General features: G+C 57.4%; 16 protein-coding genes. 7 read left to right on the forward strand and 9 right to left on the reverse strand.

The genetic code is table 11. The annotated features are described in order from the left end of the window. Positions 1-142: 142 nt before the first annotated feature. From EDD77_RS12905 to EDD77_RS18700, 9 genes are all read right to left on the reverse strand, one after another. Positions 143-1,438 (reverse strand): cytidylate kinase family protein, encoded by a 1,296-nt coding sequence (locus tag EDD77_RS12905; RefSeq protein ID WP_058963678.1) that lies wholly within the window; start codon positions 1,436-1,438, stop codon positions 143-145. Positions 1,439-1,444: 6 nt separating this feature from the next. Then, positions 1,445-1,870: a MarR family winged helix-turn-helix transcriptional regulator gene (locus tag EDD77_RS12910; protein ID WP_058963679.1), complete on the reverse strand. Its 426-nt coding sequence runs from the start codon at positions 1,868-1,870 to the stop codon at positions 1,445-1,447. Between the two features lie 167 nt (positions 1,871-2,037). Further along, positions 2,038-2,763, reverse strand: a complete 726-nt coding sequence (locus EDD77_RS12915) for a VanZ family protein (protein WP_058963680.1) — start codon at positions 2,761-2,763, stop codon at positions 2,038-2,040. 1 nt (position 2,764) lies between these two features. Continuing rightward, positions 2,765-3,886 (reverse strand): sensor histidine kinase, encoded by a 1,122-nt coding sequence (locus EDD77_RS12920; protein ID WP_058963681.1) that lies wholly within the window; start codon positions 3,884-3,886, stop codon positions 2,765-2,767. Next, a complete protein-coding gene (gene vanR, locus EDD77_RS12925) occupies positions 3,879-4,571 on the reverse strand; it encodes a VanR-ABDEGLN family response regulator transcription factor (protein WP_058963682.1) in 693 nt (230 codons plus the stop codon). The genes EDD77_RS12920 and vanR overlap by 8 nt, the downstream gene beginning before the upstream one ends. 175 nt (positions 4,572-4,746) lie before the next feature. After that, positions 4,747-5,175, reverse strand: coding sequence for a Holliday junction resolvase RuvX (ruvX, locus tag EDD77_RS12930; RefSeq protein WP_058963683.1), 429 nt, complete (start codon positions 5,173-5,175; stop codon positions 4,747-4,749). Positions 5,176-5,212: 37 nt separating this feature from the next. Further along, positions 5,213-6,667, reverse strand: coding sequence for a hypothetical protein (locus tag EDD77_RS12935; RefSeq protein ID WP_058963684.1), 1,455 nt, complete (start codon positions 6,665-6,667; stop codon positions 5,213-5,215). 16 nt (positions 6,668-6,683) lie between these two features. Beyond that, complete coding sequence (locus EDD77_RS12940; RefSeq protein WP_058963685.1) at positions 6,684-8,129, reverse strand: MBOAT family O-acyltransferase; 1,446 nt, start codon at positions 8,127-8,129, stop codon at positions 6,684-6,686. A 162-nt stretch (positions 8,130-8,291) separates the two neighbouring features. Continuing rightward, entirely contained in the window at positions 8,292-8,414 is a 123-nt protein-coding gene (locus EDD77_RS18700; protein ID WP_278317850.1) for a hypothetical protein, read from the reverse strand. Between the two features lie 359 nt (positions 8,415-8,773). Between EDD77_RS18700 and EDD77_RS12945 the strand changes: the two genes are divergently transcribed. From EDD77_RS12945 to EDD77_RS12975, 7 genes are all read left to right on the forward strand, one after another. Next, positions 8,774-9,910: a MarR family transcriptional regulator gene (locus EDD77_RS12945; protein WP_058963686.1), complete on the forward strand. Its 1,137-nt coding sequence runs from the start codon at positions 8,774-8,776 to the stop codon at positions 9,908-9,910. Between the two features lie 16 nt (positions 9,911-9,926). Beyond that, entirely contained in the window at positions 9,927-10,478 is a 552-nt protein-coding gene (locus EDD77_RS12950; RefSeq protein WP_058963687.1) for a hypothetical protein, read from the forward strand. 251 nt (positions 10,479-10,729) lie between these two features. Further along, positions 10,730-11,128, forward strand: coding sequence for a fimbrial protein (locus EDD77_RS12955; RefSeq protein ID WP_171027914.1), 399 nt, complete (start codon positions 10,730-10,732; stop codon positions 11,126-11,128). A 39-nt stretch (positions 11,129-11,167) separates the two neighbouring features. Beyond that, entirely contained in the window at positions 11,168-11,878 is a 711-nt protein-coding gene (locus tag EDD77_RS12960) for a hypothetical protein (protein ID WP_006573828.1), read from the forward strand. 11 nt (positions 11,879-11,889) lie between these two features. Next, a complete protein-coding gene (locus EDD77_RS12965; RefSeq protein ID WP_058963689.1) occupies positions 11,890-12,888 on the forward strand; it encodes a hypothetical protein in 999 nt (332 codons plus the stop codon). Beyond that, positions 12,888-14,264, forward strand: coding sequence for a C39 family peptidase (locus tag EDD77_RS12970; RefSeq protein ID WP_058963690.1), 1,377 nt, complete (start codon positions 12,888-12,890; stop codon positions 14,262-14,264). The genes EDD77_RS12965 and EDD77_RS12970 overlap by 1 nt, the downstream gene beginning before the upstream one ends. A 32-nt stretch (positions 14,265-14,296) precedes the next feature. Further along, positions 14,297-17,359, forward strand: a complete 3,063-nt coding sequence (locus EDD77_RS12975) for a PrgI family protein (protein WP_058963691.1) — start codon at positions 14,297-14,299, stop codon at positions 17,357-17,359. The last annotated feature ends 2 nt before the right edge of the window (positions 17,360-17,361 follow it).

The following is a 17,361-nucleotide window of genomic DNA, read 5'->3' on the forward strand; positions in this document are numbered from 1 at the left end:
CCAGCATTTTTATCCCCCCACACTATTATACCGCTTTCTTTTCCTCAATACGAGAAAAAGGCCACCTTTCGGTGACCTTTTTCGACAGGCTGACAGCACCGGCAAACAAGTTGCCGGTGCTGTTTTTTGTTTTGCTGTTACTTTAAACGGTTGCCTTCTGCCCGGCCTCCAGTGCCTTCAGGGCAGCCTCGATGCAGGCCTGCACATACTCCTCACCCAGACCGGTGTCCAGCGTGAGGTGGTAGTTTTTGCCCAGGCCCCACACCCGCCGGGTGTAGTACTGGTAGTTGGTGGCCCGCCGCCGGTTCTCCTGGGCGATGCGGGTCTTTGCTGCCGCCTCATCCAGCTGCTCCAGCTCCATGATCCGCTTTACCCGCCGGGCCCTGTCCGCATGCAGCCAGACCCGCAGGCAGCGGGGGTCCTCCCGCAGCAGATAGTCCGCGCAGCGGCCCACAATGACACAGCTGCCCTTGGCGGCAATCTCCTCAATGGCCTTTTTCTCGGCCAGGAACACGCTGTCCTTGGGGGATTCCTCCTCGGGAGCGTAGGCATACATCTGATTCACCAGATCGTACAGAAAGCTGTTGGTCATGTTTTCTTCCCGCTGGCGCACGAACTGGGGCGTGTAGCCGGTGGTGCCGGCGGCCATCTGTACGATGGCGTCATCGTAGAATTCATAGCCCAACCGCTGGGCCAGCTTCCTGCCAATGTCCCGGCCGCCGCTGCCGTACTGCCGGCCAATGGCGATCACCCAACCGCCCTGACCGTTTTCCAGTGCCACGGCGGCTTCGCTCTCCTCCTTTTTGCCGAACAGCAGCGCCGGTACAAAGGGCAGCAGACGGCCGAACAGCCGGGCAATAAAGCCCACCAGCAGCGCCGCGATCACCGTGCCTTCCCGCACGCCGTACAGCGTGTGGGCAAGCACCAGAGAAATCACCGCGGCAATCACCGTCATGGACACGTCAAAGCAGACCTTGGTGGTGCCGAAGTCGGTTTTCCAGGTCTGGGTGACCGCCCGCACAAAAGATTCACCGGGCAGCATGGCCACATCGGCCACCACCTCCAGATACACACCGAAGCCCAGGATCACACAGCCGATCAGCAGGGCCACCAGCTTGACCGGATAGCTGCCGGGGGCCACAAACCCCAGCATGACCATGGTCAGATCGATGAAATAGCCGAAGGCCACCGAAATGGGAATCTGCAACAGATGCTCCGCCTTGAAATTCCGCCGCAGGATAAACAGCTGCAACAGAATCAGAAACAGGCTGAACGCAATGGTGAACTGACCCAGCGTGAAGGGAAAGTTCAGGCTCAGCACATAGGGAATGGCCGAGATGGGCGAGGTGCCCAGATTCGCCTTGGTGATCAGGCTCACACCAAAGGAGCTGATGAACAGCCCGAACAAAAACACCAGATACCGTTTTGCTTTTTCCATAAAAAATTAACGTTCCCCCTCTTTCAGATTGCCGTAAACGCGGCGGAACACCGCAAGGAACTGCTCCCGCTCCGCTTCGCTCACCCCCGCAAAGGCCTGCTCCTCCAGCTGTGCAAACGCCTGCTGCACCCGCCGGGCCATCTGCCGGCCCTGTTCGGTGAGATAAACCGCAAAGCTGCGCCGGTCTCCCTGCTGGGTGCGGCGCTCCACCAGAGCCTTTTCCTCCATCCGGTTCAACACCGAAGTGAGAGACGCGGGCTCGATGTGGCAGGCACGGGCGATCTCGGCCTGATGGGCCCCGTCGTGATCCTGCAGATAATCCAGCACCTTGGGCTGGCCCAGCGTCAACCCGGTATCCTTCAGCTGCGCCAGCAGCTGCCGGTGCACCATGGACTGATTGGCCAAAAGCAGATAGTGAAAGCTGTGTTCCATCGCAAGGTTCCTCCCCTGTCGCGGCATTTCATTAGTATTCTAATAATTAGCAAGCTAACTTTTGTATTATAGGCGTTTTTGTCCCGCTTTGTCAAGGCTGAACATTTTTACAGCACCAAAAAGAGCCCTGTGCTGCGCACAGAGCTCTTTTCTGTTTCTTTCGCCGGTTACAGCCCTTTCAAAGCCATGCGTACCGCCCTGCTCACCGGGCCGATCAAAAAGAAAAGGAAAAACCACAGCCCAACTGCCACCGCAGCCAGCCCATACCACCGTTTTTGCCGTGGAGTCAAATCCCTCAGCAGCCACCGGCCACAGCCCCAGAAATACACCGCCACCAGCGCCAGATACCCAAACAGGAAATTTTCGCCGCCGGAAAAGAAATCTGCCACATAAATCACCAGAAAGGGTACAAACAGGGTGGCGATGATCTCCACCACTTCCCGGGCCTGATTCCTTTCGTGTTTGCAAAGCTGGAGAACCAACGCAAAGGCCGCCGCTCCCGCAAAGCTGCCCAGCGCGTTCACAAGAAAATCATCCACATCACAGGAGCCGGTATGCAACAGCAGCTGCAGCAGCTCTACCGCCACCGACACACCCGCGCCCAGCAAAGCGTTTTGCCACCAGCGGGCATTGTGCCAGTAACAGAACATCACTCCTACGGGAACATACATCAGCAGGTTGCCCAGCATATCCCAGGAAAGGCCGCCATATTGCCGGATTCCCTGCATCAACGAGGCAAAGGGGATCAGGTTCACCCCGGTTTCCGGCAAAAGGGGGTTGCCCAGCAGCCAAAAGAGCAGACGGAATCGAGTGATGCAGAACACCACCAGCAGCACCGCATACAGCATGGTCAACGCTGCAAAGAACCGTTTTCTCCGCTGTTGAAGCCTCATCTCAGTACCCTCCCGTTTTCTGCGGCCCATTCCGGGGCAGGCGCAGGGTGAATTCCACCCGATCGTCGGCGCTGGCGGCGGCGATGCTGCCCCCATGCTGCTCCACGATCTGTTTTGCAATGGCAAGGCCCAGCCCGGCGTTTCCGCTGGCACTGGCCCGGGATTCATCCGCCCGGAAGAACTTTTCGAAGATGCGGGCCAGCTTTTCCGGCGGGATGGTGCGGCCGTGGTTCACAAAGTGCAGCTCCACCATGTCGCCGTCCAGCCCACCCCGGACAAACAGGGTGGTGCCCGGATCGCCGTAGCTCACCGCGTTGCGCAGAAGGTTGTCGAACACCCGGGCCAGCTTGGCCGCATCGCACCGGACGGGCAGCTCCTGCGGCAGCTCCATTCTGCAATCCAGCCGCTTTTCCGCCAGCTCCGGTGAAAACTCGCTGACCATCTGGCGCAGCATCAGCGAAAGATCCACCCGGGAAAGCTCCAGCTCCAGATGACTCAGGCTGAAGCGGGTGATCTCGAAGAACTCGTTCACCAGCTCCTCCAGCCGCAGCGCCTTTTCCAGCGCGATGCCGGTGTAGCGGGCCCGGGTGGCCGGGCTGATCTGCGGTTCATCCACCAGCAGGTTCAGGTAGCCGATCACACTGGTGAGCGGGGTTTTCAAATCGTGAGCCAGATAGACGATCAGGTCGTTTTTGCGCTGTTCCTCCTGCCGCAGGGCCGCCGCCGCCCGAAGCCCCTGCTCCCGGGCCTGATTCAGCTGATCCTGCACGGTTTTCAGCTGAGGGCGCAGCCGGATGGGGTCCTCCCCCGGGCGGGCCAGACGGCCGGCGGCCTCGGTCACCTCGTCCAGATAGCGCAGCGGCTTGCAGAAAACCCAGCCGGTGAGCAGCAGTGTTCCCCCCACGCTCCACACCGGCCGCAGCACCGGCAAAAGATGCAGGAACAGCTCCTTAAACAGAAACACCCACCAGTAACGGCCCAGTTCCAGCTGGAAATACACAAGGCTGGCCAGATTGAACAGCAGCCAGTTTCCGCCCCAGAACACCGCCAGCATGACGGCCAGCTGCAGCGTCAGCCCCAGTGCGGCCCGGCGATGGACCCAGTTTTTGCGCAGCTCATTCAATGGTATATCCCACTCCCCAGACAGTTTTGATAAATTTCGGATGGCGGCTCTTTTCGTGCATCTTTTCCCGCAGGCGGGCGATATGGGTCATCACGGTGTTGTTGCCGTCGATGTACTTCTCGCCCCACACCTCCTGAAACAGCTGCTCACTGGGCACCACCTGCCCCCGGTGGCTGCACAGATACCACAAAATCGAGAATTCCAGCGGTGTGAGGGCCAGCTCCTCCCCGTACAGGGTGCACTTGTGGGTAACCTCGCTGATGTACAGGCCGTTGAACTCATATTCGCCGCCTTTTTCCGGCTGGGCAGACTGATTGTACTGGGTGTAGCGGCGCAGCTGGGTCTTGACCCGGGCCAGCAGCTCCAGTGGGTTGAAGGGTTTGGTGATGTAGTCGTCCGCCCCCAGCATCAGGCCCTGAATCTTGTCCAGATCCTCCACCCTGGCGGTGAGCATCAGGATGGGCCACAGATGCTTTTGCCGGATGCGTCGGCACAGCTCGAAGCCGCTCAGATCCGGCAGCATCACGTCCAGAATGGCCAGATCCACCGGCTTCTGCTCCACGCATTCCAGCGCCTGTGCGGCGTTCTCGCATTTATAAACGGTGTAGCCCTCGTTTGTAAGGTAAACCTCCACCAAATCCGCAATGGCGGCCTCGTCGTCCACCAGCAGGATTTTCGCACTCATATCCATGTCTCCCCTTTTCCCTGGCTTGTTTCGCCTTCTATGATACGGCAAACCCCTGCATGGCGCAAGCGCCCGCAAAAAAGCGCCCTGCTCCGGTATTATCCTACCAGAACAGGGCGCGGATGTGCCTTTCTTTTTGCTTGCGGAAATCTTACGATTTTCTCACGAAGTGCGATCAGGCCTCTTCGGGGTGATGCTTGCGCCAGGCCAGAAAGCTTTCCAGAATCACGGCGGCGCTCACCGAATCCAGAATCTCCTTGCGCTTTTTGCCGAAGGTTCCCACCTCGCTGAGCTGGGCCGCGGCGGTAACGGTGGTGCGGCGCTCGTCGCAGAAGCGCACCGGCAGCTGGCCGTCCCGCTCCAGAATGGCCGCCATCTTGCGGGTTTTCTGGGCACGGGAACCCTCGGTGCCGTCCATGTTGCGGGGCAGGCCCACCACGATCATCTCCGCCTTCTGGGCGCGGGCGGCTTCCAGAATGGCGGCCGCCGCCTTGTTCATGCTCTTTTCCTCAATCTGGGGCAGAGGGGTAGCCAGCAGCTCGCTGGCGTCGCTGATGGCAAGGCCGGTGCGGGCGTCGCCGTAATCCACAGCTAAAATCTTCATGGAATCTGTTCTCCTTTTCTGTTTGGGTGGCGCGGCCTCAGCGGTACTGGGGCAGCAGATCCGAGGTGAATTCCCGGTGGGTGAATTCCAGCGATTCGCTCAGGCTGGCACTTTCCAGCGGGCGGCCCAGCACGGTATCGTACACCACCGCGGTGACGGCTTCCCCTCCCAGCGGCGCGGCCTTGCCGTTCAGCAGAATCGCATTTTCCGCCGGGTTGAATTCCACCCGGCCCTTTTTATCGAAGAGGGCAAAGTCCAGCTGCTCGCCGCAGGCCTGCGCGCCGTTTTCGTCGATCTGCATCCGGCCACCGGCGGCAATGGGCTTATGTCCGGCCTCGGCCAGCGCCCTGTTGGTCAGCCGCAGGGCCTCGCCGTCCGTGCCGTCTGCCTGCAAAAAGACCACCAGCTCCGGATCGGCGGCGGCCCGGGCCAGCCAGGCGGAATAATCCGTCTCGCTCAGCAGCGGCTGCACCTGCGCAATGCGCTGGTAATAGCCCAGCTGCTCGTTCAGCAGGGCAGCATTTCTGTGCTCCTCCCTTGCGGGGAATTCCTGTGCGTAGTCCTGCAAAAAGCGGCACAGGTCCATGGTGACCTTCTGTGCGCCGGAATAGTTCAGGTGCCCCCAGTCGGAAAGATCGGTGGCATAGTCGATGCCGATGCGCTCGCCGTTCGGCCCGTTGTAGTTCAGCAGCGGGATTTCATGGCTCTGCGCATACTCGCTGATCCACTGGAAGATTCCCTGCTCCGCCTCGCTGTACACATAGGGCGTGATGGTGAACACCAGCCGGATGTCCTCCTTCTCGCACAGGGCCACGATCTTTTCCAGATATTCCACGCAGTACTCATAGGGTGTGAGCGCGGGCTGCGGGGCAATCTCCGGCTTTTGCTGGGGCACGGCGGTGAGCAGGAACCCATAGCCCTTCAGCGGATCCGGGTCCTTGTGGGGGTTATAGGTGAGCATCGACAGGCTGGGCTGCTTCCAGCGGGTATGATACCGGGGCAGATTGAGAAAATCCTCGTAGGGGCGCAGATCCAGCCCACAGGTTTCCGCCGTGCGGATCATCTGCAGCCAGTTGAGCCCCGGGTCGATGTTGAAGCTGTTCTGATAGCTGGTGCGGTCGATCTCTTCCGGCATGATGCTGGAATGGCCGTAGGTCATGCCGAACAGCTCCAGCACGATCATCTTCGGCTGCTGGGTCTTGAGGGCTTCCTTTATGTAATGGTAGGAAACCCACATGGGCTGGGACCAGGAATACACATTGCAGGCCGAGATCCCGTTTTCCTGCCAGAGCAGGCTGGGGATGTAACCGCTGTTCACATGGCTGCTGCCCACGAGGAGCAGATCCAGAGAATTGTCCTCCTCGGAATACAGGCAGGAAAGGGTGGTCTGCCGATCCCGCAGCAGCCAGGACAGGCCGCTCAGCAGCAGCACCGCCAGCACAAGGAAGCTGAGCCCCCGCAGCAGATGTTGTTTTGTTTTGCTTGCTACCATGCTCGGCTCCCCTTTCTCAGAACTGGAAATAGATGAAGGGCGCGGTCTCGTATTCCGGGCCGTAGACCCCGAACACCGCCACCACCGCGATGCCCCCCAGGTAGATCAGCCACTGGGCCGCCAGCGGAAGGTTCACCAGCCACTGGCGCAGATCCCGCTTCTGGGAGATCACGTCCACCGCGATGAGCAGCCCCACCGCCAGAATTCCCACCACGCAGTCCGGCAGCGAGAGACCCAGCGCCGCCAGCGTGAAGGGGCTTTCGGCCCAGCGGGTGCTGATACGAAACAGGATGGCCCCCGCCTGGGAAATACTCTCGGCTCGGAAAAACACCCAGGCGATGTTCACCAGCACAAAGGTACCCAGGCGGGCAGCGGCGGGCGGCAGCAGGCTGCCCGCGGTTTGCAGCCGCCGGGCATTGGCCTTGTACCAGAGGGTCTGCACCACCTGAAACAGCCCGTGCAGCGCGCCCCACACCACAAAGGTGGCGGCAGCGCCGTGCCACAGGCCGCTGACCAGAAACACGATCATCACGTTCAGGCAGGTGCGGGCGGTGCCACGGCGGGAGCCGCCCAGCGGGATGTACAGATAATCCTTGAACCAGGTGGACAGCGAAATGTGCCACCTGCGCCAGAACTCCTTGATGGAGCAGGCCAGATAGGGCGCGTTGAAGTTCTGCATCAGCCGGTAGCCCAGCACCTGGGCCGCGCCGATGGCAATGTTGGAATAGGAGGCGAAGTCGCAGTAGATCTGGAACGAGAACGCCACCGTGGCCACCGCCAGCGCGCTGCCCGGGGCGGTCTGGTATTCGCCGTACACATGATCCACGATCACCGCCATCCGGTCCGCAATCACGATCTTCTGAAACAGGCCCCAGCCCATGAGCAGCAGGCCCTGCTTCATCCGGTCGTAATCAAAGCTGTGCCGCTCGTAGAACTGGGGCAGCAGGTTGGTGGCCCGTTCGATGGGGCCCGCCACCAGCTGGGGGAAAAAGCAGACGAACAGCGCATAGCGGAAGGGGTTGCGCTCGGCCTTCAGATCGCCCCGGTACACGTCGATGGAATAGCCCAGCGCCTGAAAGGTATAAAAGCTGATGCCCACCGGCAGCGCGAAGCGGAACGCGGGCAGCAGCAGATGCCCGGCGCTGGCCGTTTCCAGCACAGTGGAGAAAAAGCCGTAATACTTGAAGGCGAACAGCACCGTAAAGTTGGACAGCAGCACCCCCGCCAGCGTGAGCCGGGCAAGGGCCGGCCGTTTTTGCCGCCAGCGCTGGATGAGCAGCGAGCCCGCGTAGGTGACCAGGATGGAAAACCCGATCAGAATGATATATTTGGCCTTCCAGCACATGTAAAAATACACGCTGCAGGCCAGCAGCCACACCCACTTGATCTTCTGCGGCAGCAGAAAATACAAAAGCGTGACGATGGGAAAATAGATCAGAAAGTCGATGGAATTAAACTGCATGGCACAAAACAGATCCCTTCTCGGCGGCAAAGGAGCCCCCGGTTTCACCGGCAAAAAAATGCCCCGCCCAAATTTTCCTTGGGCGGAGCGGAAAATCTTGTGTCGGCACGCAATTCCCGGCCAAAAGCCGCATACGGCGCGGGAACTGCCTGTTTGCCCGCCTTACTTATCCAGCGGCTTCATGGTGGGGAACACCCTTCTACCCTCTTCATCCGGTTTCATCACGCCTTGTACGGTCGAAAAAGTGCCGTTTTCACGAGGTTTTTCTAACTTTTTGGATTCCATAGTGTGTCCTCCTGTGCCGTCTGGTTCGGGGCAAAAGTTGTAAAAAAGTTGTAGAAAGTTGTAGGCCGGTTTCCCGTCCTTTTTTTGAGCATTTTTACAAAAAATCCCAAACAAAATTTTTTGTAAAATATTTCCAAAAAATCGACTGATACATTGTAGAGCAATGGAGAACATCCCAAATGCTGTGTGCCTTAGAACAACGAAAGCCATTCAGAGCAATCAGCTGAACCCAATCGACAAAGCCCCCAGCCGATTCTTTTTACAATACAATAATAACATAAGCCCCCAAGATGTTCAAGTCAACGATTTTTTCGTTGGCCTTTCCAATTTCATACCTTATATATAAAAAGGAGAAAGCCATGCCAACCTATCAATTACAAATTAAACAGATTGTGGATTACCCACGCTGCCGGATATACCGGCAGTTCGTCCGCTTTCTGATGGAGGACCGGAGCATTCGCGTAAGCGGAGGCTCCGGCCTTTTTTATTTTACGGTACTTTGCAGCTACGCAAACTTCCGCACCTCATATCGCCGCATCGACGGCATCAGCTATACCGTCTACCCTGGCGAATGGGTCTGCACCCTCAAGGAGCTGTCCCAATGGTTCCGTACCCGGTTCCAGTGCCAGGCGCTGGCCGTACTGGAACGGCTGCAGAAGCAGAACCTTATTTCCTTTCAGACACTGGGCCGCGGGAATGTAGTCCGCTATAAGATCTGCGACTGGGCGCGGCATAATACGGTCCTGGAGTACAATGCCCCCTGCCAGAAGGACACCGGCTTTTTCTTCCTGCCGGTTTCCGTTGCCACCGACCTCATCAGTTCAGACCGCTGCTCCGAGATGGACATTGTGCTGGACCTGTGGGTATCCGCCATCTACAACGACAATCAGGTGCAGGGGTCAGACCTGGGGCCGGTGGTCTATTTCCGCAACGGCACCGGAAATCCCCTTGTCACCTACACCGAGCTGGCTGCCCGCTGGGGGCTGTCCCGGGCGACAGTCGGCCGTGTCCTGAAAAAGCTGGCCGCGCTGGACTACATCTCCCTCATGTCCTTCCCTGGCCGGCATGGCAGCGTAATCTATCTGCAAAAATATCTGTCCACCATGTTCGAGATTTCGGATGTGATGGTGGATAAAGAGGAGGTCGCTATGACGCTTAACATACGCCTGGAACTCCCGAAGGAGGACAGCGCAGGCCACGACGCCCCCGCCTTGGAGCATGAGGTCATCGTTTCAGATGAACTCGCCAGCGTTTCAAAATCGCACATTGAAATTATCCTTCAGAAAATGGCGCAAATCCTGATGGCACAAGGGATTTTGTGCTTTGGCTGCCCGCTCTCTCGCTACAAGTTATATCCCTTATCGGGCGACTGCCGGGAAGATTTACTCCCCCGCGCGCGAGAGCAGTCCCTGATGCGTTTTGGCCTTGCTGTTCTGTGTGGGAACAAGCAGGTCGCCACTTTTGAACTTACACTCTCTCCCTCAGCGGAGAATTGAACAAGGAGGTCTTACCATGAAGAAATTTGTTGAAAAAGATGTCGCTGAGAACCCTCTATACCATGATACCTGGAAACTGCTGAAAAAATACCGCGATGTGGTTTGGAGCTTGGAGATTTCCGTCCAGCATGTGCGGGCCAAGTTCGAGATCGAATACGGCACTTCCATCGAGGAATTTCTGGATTCCGTCTATCTGGCCGGCGCAGACCTGAACGGGAGTGACATTGAGCACCATGCCAAGTGCATTGAGCGCAGCCACAAGATGCTGAAGCTCCTGGATTCGGCAGTCGAATTGCTCCGCACCCGCCATAAGAACGGCGAGGCGTATTACTGGCTGCTGTACTACTCTTTCCTCTCTCCCCAGCAGCTGAAGAATGTGGAGGAAATCATCGAGAACCTGCGTCCGCACATTCGGGACATCTCCTTCCGCACCTACTACCGCAAGCGGCGGGAGGCCATTGACGCCCTCAGTTCGGTGCTGTGGGGCTACACCTCTAAGGACAGTCTGGATGTGCTGGAGCAGTTCTTCCCGGAGCCAAAAGCCACCGAAAAAAAGGCGGGCAAGTAATTGGCACAATTCGGGACTGAAATTGGCGCGTTCCTGCCCTTGAGCCGTAAATCCCTATGTGTTAGACTGAATATGCTCAAACTTGCACCCAAAACTGAATACAGGCAGTGAACAGCACCTTTTTCGAGGTGCTTTTTTGCTGCCCAAACGGTCTTTGGCCTGAGAAGGAGTCCACATCTGCACAACGGATGCGGGCTCCTTCTTTGCTTTTTGAGCAATGAACATCACATTTGGATTGGAGGTCCGCAAAATTGAAAAAACTGAGAACACCTCAACAGCAGCGGCGGGAAGATGACAGCAGCCCGCCTCGTCGAGTTTCCATCGGCCGGATCGCCTATACGGCGTTCCTCTGTGTGATGATGGCGATGATGTTCTGTCAGCCGGCATTTGCTGCAACCGATGTTTGGACGAAGGCCAAGGAAATTATGCAGGATGTCTACACGCAGATTCTCGCCATCTCCACCATTGCGGCCATCGTGACCGCCTCGGTGGCGCTTCTGCTTATGAACTTTTCGCGCTCCGGCCGGACAGTCGATGAGAGCCGGGCGTGGCTGAAGCGCATCTGCATTACCTGGGCCGTCCTCAATGGTCTCGGATTCATCATGGCTTATGTGACGCCTCTGTTCTCTGGTGGTCAGTGGACAGGCTGATGGCCGCCGCAATATACCCACTGGAAGGAGGCGTAAGCTATGGGTATCCTGGATGGCATCGTTGAATGGATCGCGGAGCAGGTAATGGCCGGCCTTGACCTGGTGACCACTTCGGTTTTGGGCGCTCTGGGCTGTGACATGGCTGTTTTTCTGCGGTACTTTCCCGCTGCCGAAACGATGTATAGCGTCTTTGTGGCGCTGGCTGTCGGCATTATCCTGCTGAACTGGGTCTGGCAGCTGTTCAAAAACTTTGGCCTGGGCGCAGGAATCGAGGCGGAAGATCCGGTCAAGTTGAGCATCCGGTCGGTCATTTTCATCCTGCTGGCGCTCTTTTCCGATGAAATCGTCAACATCGTCCTGACCATCGGCGGCACGCCGTACCGCTGGATCATGGATTCGGAGCTGCCGCCCCTCAGCTTTGCCGATTTTAACTCGGTCATGCTGGTGATCATCGGCGTCTGTGCCAATGGCGCTGTTGCGCTGATCACCCTGATCCTCGTCATCATCTTGGCCTGGAATTATCTGAAATTACTGCTGGAAGCGGCGGAACGGTATGTTCTGCTGGGTGTGCTGGTCTATACGGCGCCGGTCGCTTTTTCGATGGGCGCAAGCCAGACTACATCGAATATTTGGAAATCCTGGTGCCGGATGCTGGGCGGGCAGATTTTTCTGCTGATTATGAACGCCTGGTGCCTGCGCCTGTTCACGAGCATGGTTGGCTCTTTTATTGCCAATCCGCTCTCTTTGTAAGGAGGGGCGTTTTGAAAAAATTCAAGAAAATTTTGTTCCTTGCGCTGATGGTTGCTGCCCTCTCCTGCCTGTTTTGTCAGCCTGCTTTTGCCATCTCCGAGGAAGAGGTGCAGGCTCAAGTGGACGCTGTAGGTAAGGAGACGGTTTCCGGCAATGTCCTGATCTGGTTCATGTGTGCGATAGGCTTCTTGAAGGTATCGCAGAAAATCGACTCGTTCATGGCAAGCCTGGGCGTCAATGTAGGCCACACCGGCGGCAGTATGCTGGCTGAGGCCATGATTGCGGCCAAGGGTATCGGCGGCTTTAAGAACTTTTCCAGCCACCACTTTGGCGGCGGCCGCAGCAGCAGTTCCACCCATGTCAATGCCAATGGCGGCGGTGGAAAAAGCGGTGCCGCCGGATTTGGCGCAGGCTTTGCCAGCGGCGGTCTGGCAGGCGTAATCAAGCGGAATGTCACGAACAACGCCATCAAGACGGCCACAACGCCCTCGGACGCCAAACCTTCAGGTCTCGGCGGTCTTGTGGGTGGTGCTGCTGGCGGTGTCGGCGGCCACATTTATTCTTCCTCGGTAAGCAAGGGCGGCAGTTTCGCCAATAATGTCATCGGTTCCGTGGCTACCGGGAACATCACTCAAATGGGCTCGATCACCGGCGAAAAGGCCGTTGAAGCCCTACACTCCTATATGGGCCACACGGCACTGGGGGCTGGAGCAGAGAATATCCCCACCTATCAGAATGTCGAGATCGGCGGCGGTCGCATCACCGGCACGGAGGTCACTCCGGAACACCCGGAGGGCATTGCCTTCGGTATGTACCATGCGGACCAGTATGTTGCGCCGGAGGGCCAGTACACGACCGTTCATGCAGTAGACGGTACCGCTTGGTATAAGCAGTATGCAGTGGACGCTGTGGACAAGACGCCCTACATGGCGCCGGACGGTTCGATTGCCTACAATGAGTCCATCGTAAAGAAGCTGCCGCCCACCCCCAAACGAAAGGATAAGATCTGATGGCTGAAGAACGCAAGGACAGCTTTGCTGAAACGGTAGACACTGCGGCCTCCGCAGCGCACACGGTCAAGGGCGCCATCAAAGCCGGCAAGGCGATTTCCGGTGCGGCCAAGGGCGCTGCTGCCGGCGGTCCCTATGGGGCTGTGGCCGGGGCAGTCTGGGCCGGACGCAAGCATATCGGCAAGATCGTTGCCGTCATTGTCATTTTGCTTCTGTTGCCGGTCCTGTTTGTTTTGATGCTTCCCGGGCTGATTTTCGGCGGTTTGATCAACGCTTTTTCACCGTCGGACACAGAGCAGCCTGTCCTCAACAGCGAAACTGCAATCGTGGAGAACGCCAACGACATCACTTTTACCATCAACTCCATCTTGGGCGAAGCGCTGGACGATGTGATGGCCCGCATTGAAGCGGACTTTGCTTCTTCCGGCGCTGACCAGATGGAAGTTAAAAATCCCTATTCCTCCGGCCCTGTCTACAACGCCAACCTCATCGTCTCGCAGTATTGCGCTGCCCGGGATGAGGATTTTGAGAGCATTTCGCTGGATGATCTGGCCGCTGTCCTGCGGGAGAACAAAGAGCATCTCTACTCTTATACCAGCGTGCGGGAGAGCCGCGAGGTCACATCCGAAGACCCGGAGACCGGGAAGGAAACCACAACCACCGAGATCTGGATGGTCTACACCATCCGCTACAACGGCGAGTCCTATCTTGCCGACCATGTTTTCGCGCTTACGGATGAGCAGAAAGAGCTTGCCTCCGATTATGCCTCTAACCTGAGCATGTTCCTGGGGGACGGCCTGCTGCAGAACCTGACAGAATGGACTGGAAACAGCATCCCCTCCCTGGGCGATGTGACCTTTACAGACGGCGTGACGCCGGTGGTCTATTTCAACCAGCTGGACGAGCGTTATGCCAGCCAGCCCTACGGCACCGACAATATCGGCGGCTACGGGTGTGGGCCTACCGCCATGTCCATTGTGGTGTCCTCCCTCACGGACGAAACTGTGGACCCGGTTGCGATGGCCCAGTGGTCCTACGAAAACGGCTACTGGTGCAAGAGCAGCGGCTCCTATCACGCATTGATCCCCGCCGCCGCTGAAGCATGGGGCCTGCCGGTATCCGGCTGTACGACTTCCGAACCCCAGCGGATATTGGACGCCCTGGCTGAAGGAAAGCTGGTGGTGGCGATTATGGCAGAGGGCCATTTTACTTCATCCGGGCATTTTATCGTTCTCCGTGGCGTGAAAGACGGTCAGATCATGGTGGCGGACCCGGCCAGCTACAAGCGCAGCGAACAGCTCTGGGATCTATCCATCATCCTAAACGAAGCAAGCCGCCGTGCTGGAGCAGGCGGTCCTTTCTGGATCATAGGCTGACCTGCCCCTCGGCTGCGGAAACGAGGTAATACATGAGCAACAAAAACGACCATGATACTTATATCATACCGCCGAATTTTATAGAAACAGGCACTTTTTTCGGCGGTATGTTCCGTGCGCGGAATGTGATCGAGGCCGGCATCCTGGTGTTTGCCATCGGGGCGCCGGTTTTTCTGTTCCTTCCGTTTGGGCTGACCACCCGCATCATCATTTTGTGCCTGACCGCTCTTCCGGTAGGGCTGGTCGCTTTGATCGGCATATCCGGGGAGAGCCTTTCGCAGTTCCTGGTCACCTTTTTGAAGTACCTGCGGAACCGCCGCGTTGTCGGCGGTGACGGTGAGCAGCCGGAGGATAAGGCGGCGCCCTCCAAATCGGCCGGCAAGCATCTCAAGCAGCGGCCTCCCAAGGAGAAAAAGCCAAAGGCCCCGAAGCGTCGGCGGTCTGGTGAGGCAGATTTTCCGGCCGAGTTTGATGAAGTGCGCAGCTATGAGATCCGTGAAAAGCTGCGGCCCAAGAAAAATGCCAAAAAGGAGCGTCCTGCCAAGGCTAATAAGGCAAAAAAGAAAGCAAAGAAGCGCCCTGAAAAGGGGCGCCTGCCTAAACGCCCCGCCCACATCAAGGAGCAGAAGCCCACCTGCCTCAATCCGGTGGCGGATTATCTGCCCATTGAGAAGGTGGAGAACGGCATTATCTATACCAAAGACCATCGGTTTGTCAAGGTGGTCGAGGTTGTCCCTATCAACTTTATGCTGCGGAGCGCCCGGGAGCAGAGAAATATTATCTACTCCTTCGTTTCGTACTTGAAAATCTCGCCCGTCAAGCTGCAAATCAAGGTCCTGACCCGCCGTGCGGACATCAACCGCCACCTGGACACGGTGCGCCGGGAGATGGCCTATGAGGAAAACGAGCAATGCCGCTTGATGCAGGAGGATTACCTGAATTTTGTGCAGCAGGTCGGCTCCCGTGAGGCTGTTACACGGCGGTTCTTTTTGATTTTCGAGTATGAGCCCTGGGCCAATACCCGGCGGTCGGAGCAGGAAGATGAAGCGATCCAGTCCCTCCAGAGCGCCGTCCATACGGCCTCCAACTACCTGCGCCAGTGTGGGAACGAGGTCATCGTCCCCGAAAACGAGGACGAATTTACCGTTGATGTCCTCTATAACCTGCTGTGCCGGAATGAGAGCGCCGTCAAGCCGCTGTCGGTACGGGCGCAGGAGGTAGTGGCGCAGTATATGGAGCAAGGCCGGGAGAATGAAATAGACCATATCCCGGCGGCGGAGTTTGCCGCCCCCCGAAGCATTGATTTTTCCCATGGACGCTATATCTGCATGGATGGACTGTACTATGCCTATCTGCTGATTCCTTCGGACGGGTACAAAACGCAGGTGCCCGCTGGCTGGCTGAGCCTGATCGTCAACGCCGGCGACGGCATCGACATGGATATGTTCCTTGCCCGCCAACCCAAAGAGCGCATCATCCAGCGGGTGGGCCAGCAGCTCCGTATCAACCGCTCTAAAATCAAAGACGCCAGTGACACAAACACCGATTTTGATGACATTGACGGCGCCATCCGGAGCGGATATTTCTTAAAGGAGGGCCTTGCCAACAACGAAGATTTTTATTACCTGAATCTGCTGATTACTGTGACAGCCCCCTCTGTGGAGGATTTGGAGTGGAAAGTCAGCGAAATGAAAAAGCTCCTGCTTTCGCAGGATATGAATGTCAGCGCCTGCCACTTCCGTGAAGAGCAGGCGTTTCTTTCTGCCCTCCCGCTGGTCTCTATGGAGAAAGGGCTTTATGAGCGCGGAAAGCGCAACCTGCTGACGGGCGGCGCGGCCAGCTGTTATCCTTTCACCTCGTTTGAGATGTGCGATGACAACGGCATCCTTTTGGGAGTCAACAAATATAACAGCTCCCTGATTATCGTGGATATTTTCAATTCCTCGATCTATAAGAACGCCAATATGGCGATCCTGGGCACCAGCGGTGCCGGCAAAACCTTTACCTTGCAATTGATGGGGCTCAGGATGAGGCGCAAGAACATCCCCGTTTTTATCATTGCGCCGCTAAAAGGGCACGAGTTCCACCGGGCCTGTGCCAATGTGGGCGGAGAATTTATCCAGATTTCCCCAGCAAGCCCGCATTGTATCAATGTCATGGAGATCCGCAAGGTGGATCGGTCGGTCAATGAAATGCTGGACGGCCCCGGTATCCAACTCTCGGAACTGGCGGCGAAGATCCAGCAGCTGCACATTTTCTTCAGCTTACTCATTCCCGATATGAGCCATGAGGAGCGGCAGCTTCTGGATGAGGCGCTGATCCGCACCTACAACGCCAAAGGCATTACCCATGACAACGCCTCTCTGGAAGACCCGGCCAATCCGGGCCACTACCGGGAGATGCCGGTGCTGGGCGACCTGTATGAGATTTTGAAGGCCGCCCCGGAAACCACCCGAATGGCCCATATCCTTAACCGCCTGGTGAACGGTTCCGCCAGCACCTTTAACAAGCAGACCAATGTGCGGTTGGATAACAAATACACCGTACTGGACATTTCCTCCCTCACCGGCGACTTGCTGACTGTGGGGATGTTTGTCGTGCTCGACTTCGTGTGGGACCGCGCCAAAGCCGACCGCACCGAGGAAAAAGCCATTTTTATCGACGAGTGCTGGCAGCTTCTTTCCGGCGCCGGCGCCACGGGCACCCGGCTGGCTGGTGATTTCGTGTTGGAAATTTTCAAGACCATCCGCGGCTATGGCGGTTCAGCGGTCTGCGCCAGCCAGGACTTGAACGACTTTTTCAATCTGGACGAGGGCCGTTTTGGGAAAGGCATTATCAACAACAGCAAGACCAAGATCATCCTCAATCTGGAGGATGACGAGGCGGAACGGGTTCAGGAGACTCTACACCTGTCCGACGCGGAAACGATGGAAGTCACCCACTTTGAACGCGGCAACGGCTTGATTTCCACCAATAACAATAACATCATGGTGGAATTTAAGGCCAGCCCGCTGGAAAAAGACCTGATTACCACCGACCGCCGAGAACTGCGTGAAATTTTGGAGCGCAAGCGCCGTGAGCAGGAATCTGCATAGGT

The sequence above is a fragment of the Allofournierella massiliensis genome (assembly GCF_004345265.1).
GTDB classification, from domain to species: domain Bacteria; phylum Bacillota; class Clostridia; order Oscillospirales; family Ruminococcaceae; genus Allofournierella; species Allofournierella massiliensis.

Bases quoted from the DNA above. Each gene is read 5' to 3' on its own strand.
- EDD77_RS12940 (WP_058963685.1), bottom strand. From the start codon at position 8,129: ATGCAGTTTAATTCCATCGACTTTCTGATCTATTTTCCCATCGTCACG.
- EDD77_RS12975 (WP_058963691.1), top strand. From the start codon at position 14,297: ATGAGCAACAAAAACGACCATGATACTTATATCATACCGCCGAATTTT.
- EDD77_RS18700 (WP_278317850.1), bottom strand. From the start codon at position 8,414: ATGGAATCCAAAAAGTTAGAAAAACCTCGTGAAAACGGCACTTTTTCG.
- EDD77_RS12935 (WP_058963684.1), bottom strand. From the start codon at position 6,667: ATGGTAGCAAGCAAAACAAAACAACATCTGCTGCGGGGGCTCAGCTTC.
- EDD77_RS12910 (WP_058963679.1), bottom strand. From the start codon at position 1,870: ATGGAACACAGCTTTCACTATCTGCTTTTGGCCAATCAGTCCATGGTG.
- EDD77_RS12905 (WP_058963678.1), bottom strand. From the start codon at position 1,438: ATGGAAAAAGCAAAACGGTATCTGGTGTTTTTGTTCGGGCTGTTCATC.
- EDD77_RS12960 (WP_006573828.1), top strand. From the start codon at position 11,168: ATGGGTATCCTGGATGGCATCGTTGAATGGATCGCGGAGCAGGTAATG.
- EDD77_RS12950 (WP_058963687.1), top strand. From the start codon at position 9,927: ATGAAGAAATTTGTTGAAAAAGATGTCGCTGAGAACCCTCTATACCAT.
- EDD77_RS12970 (WP_058963690.1), top strand. From the start codon at position 12,888: ATGGCTGAAGAACGCAAGGACAGCTTTGCTGAAACGGTAGACACTGCG.
- vanR (WP_058963682.1), bottom strand. From the start codon at position 4,571: ATGAGTGCGAAAATCCTGCTGGTGGACGACGAGGCCGCCATTGCGGAT.
- EDD77_RS12945 (WP_058963686.1), top strand. From the start codon at position 8,774: ATGCCAACCTATCAATTACAAATTAAACAGATTGTGGATTACCCACGC.
- EDD77_RS12915 (WP_058963680.1), bottom strand. From the start codon at position 2,763: ATGAGGCTTCAACAGCGGAGAAAACGGTTCTTTGCAGCGTTGACCATG.
- ruvX (WP_058963683.1), bottom strand. From the start codon at position 5,175: ATGAAGATTTTAGCTGTGGATTACGGCGACGCCCGCACCGGCCTTGCC.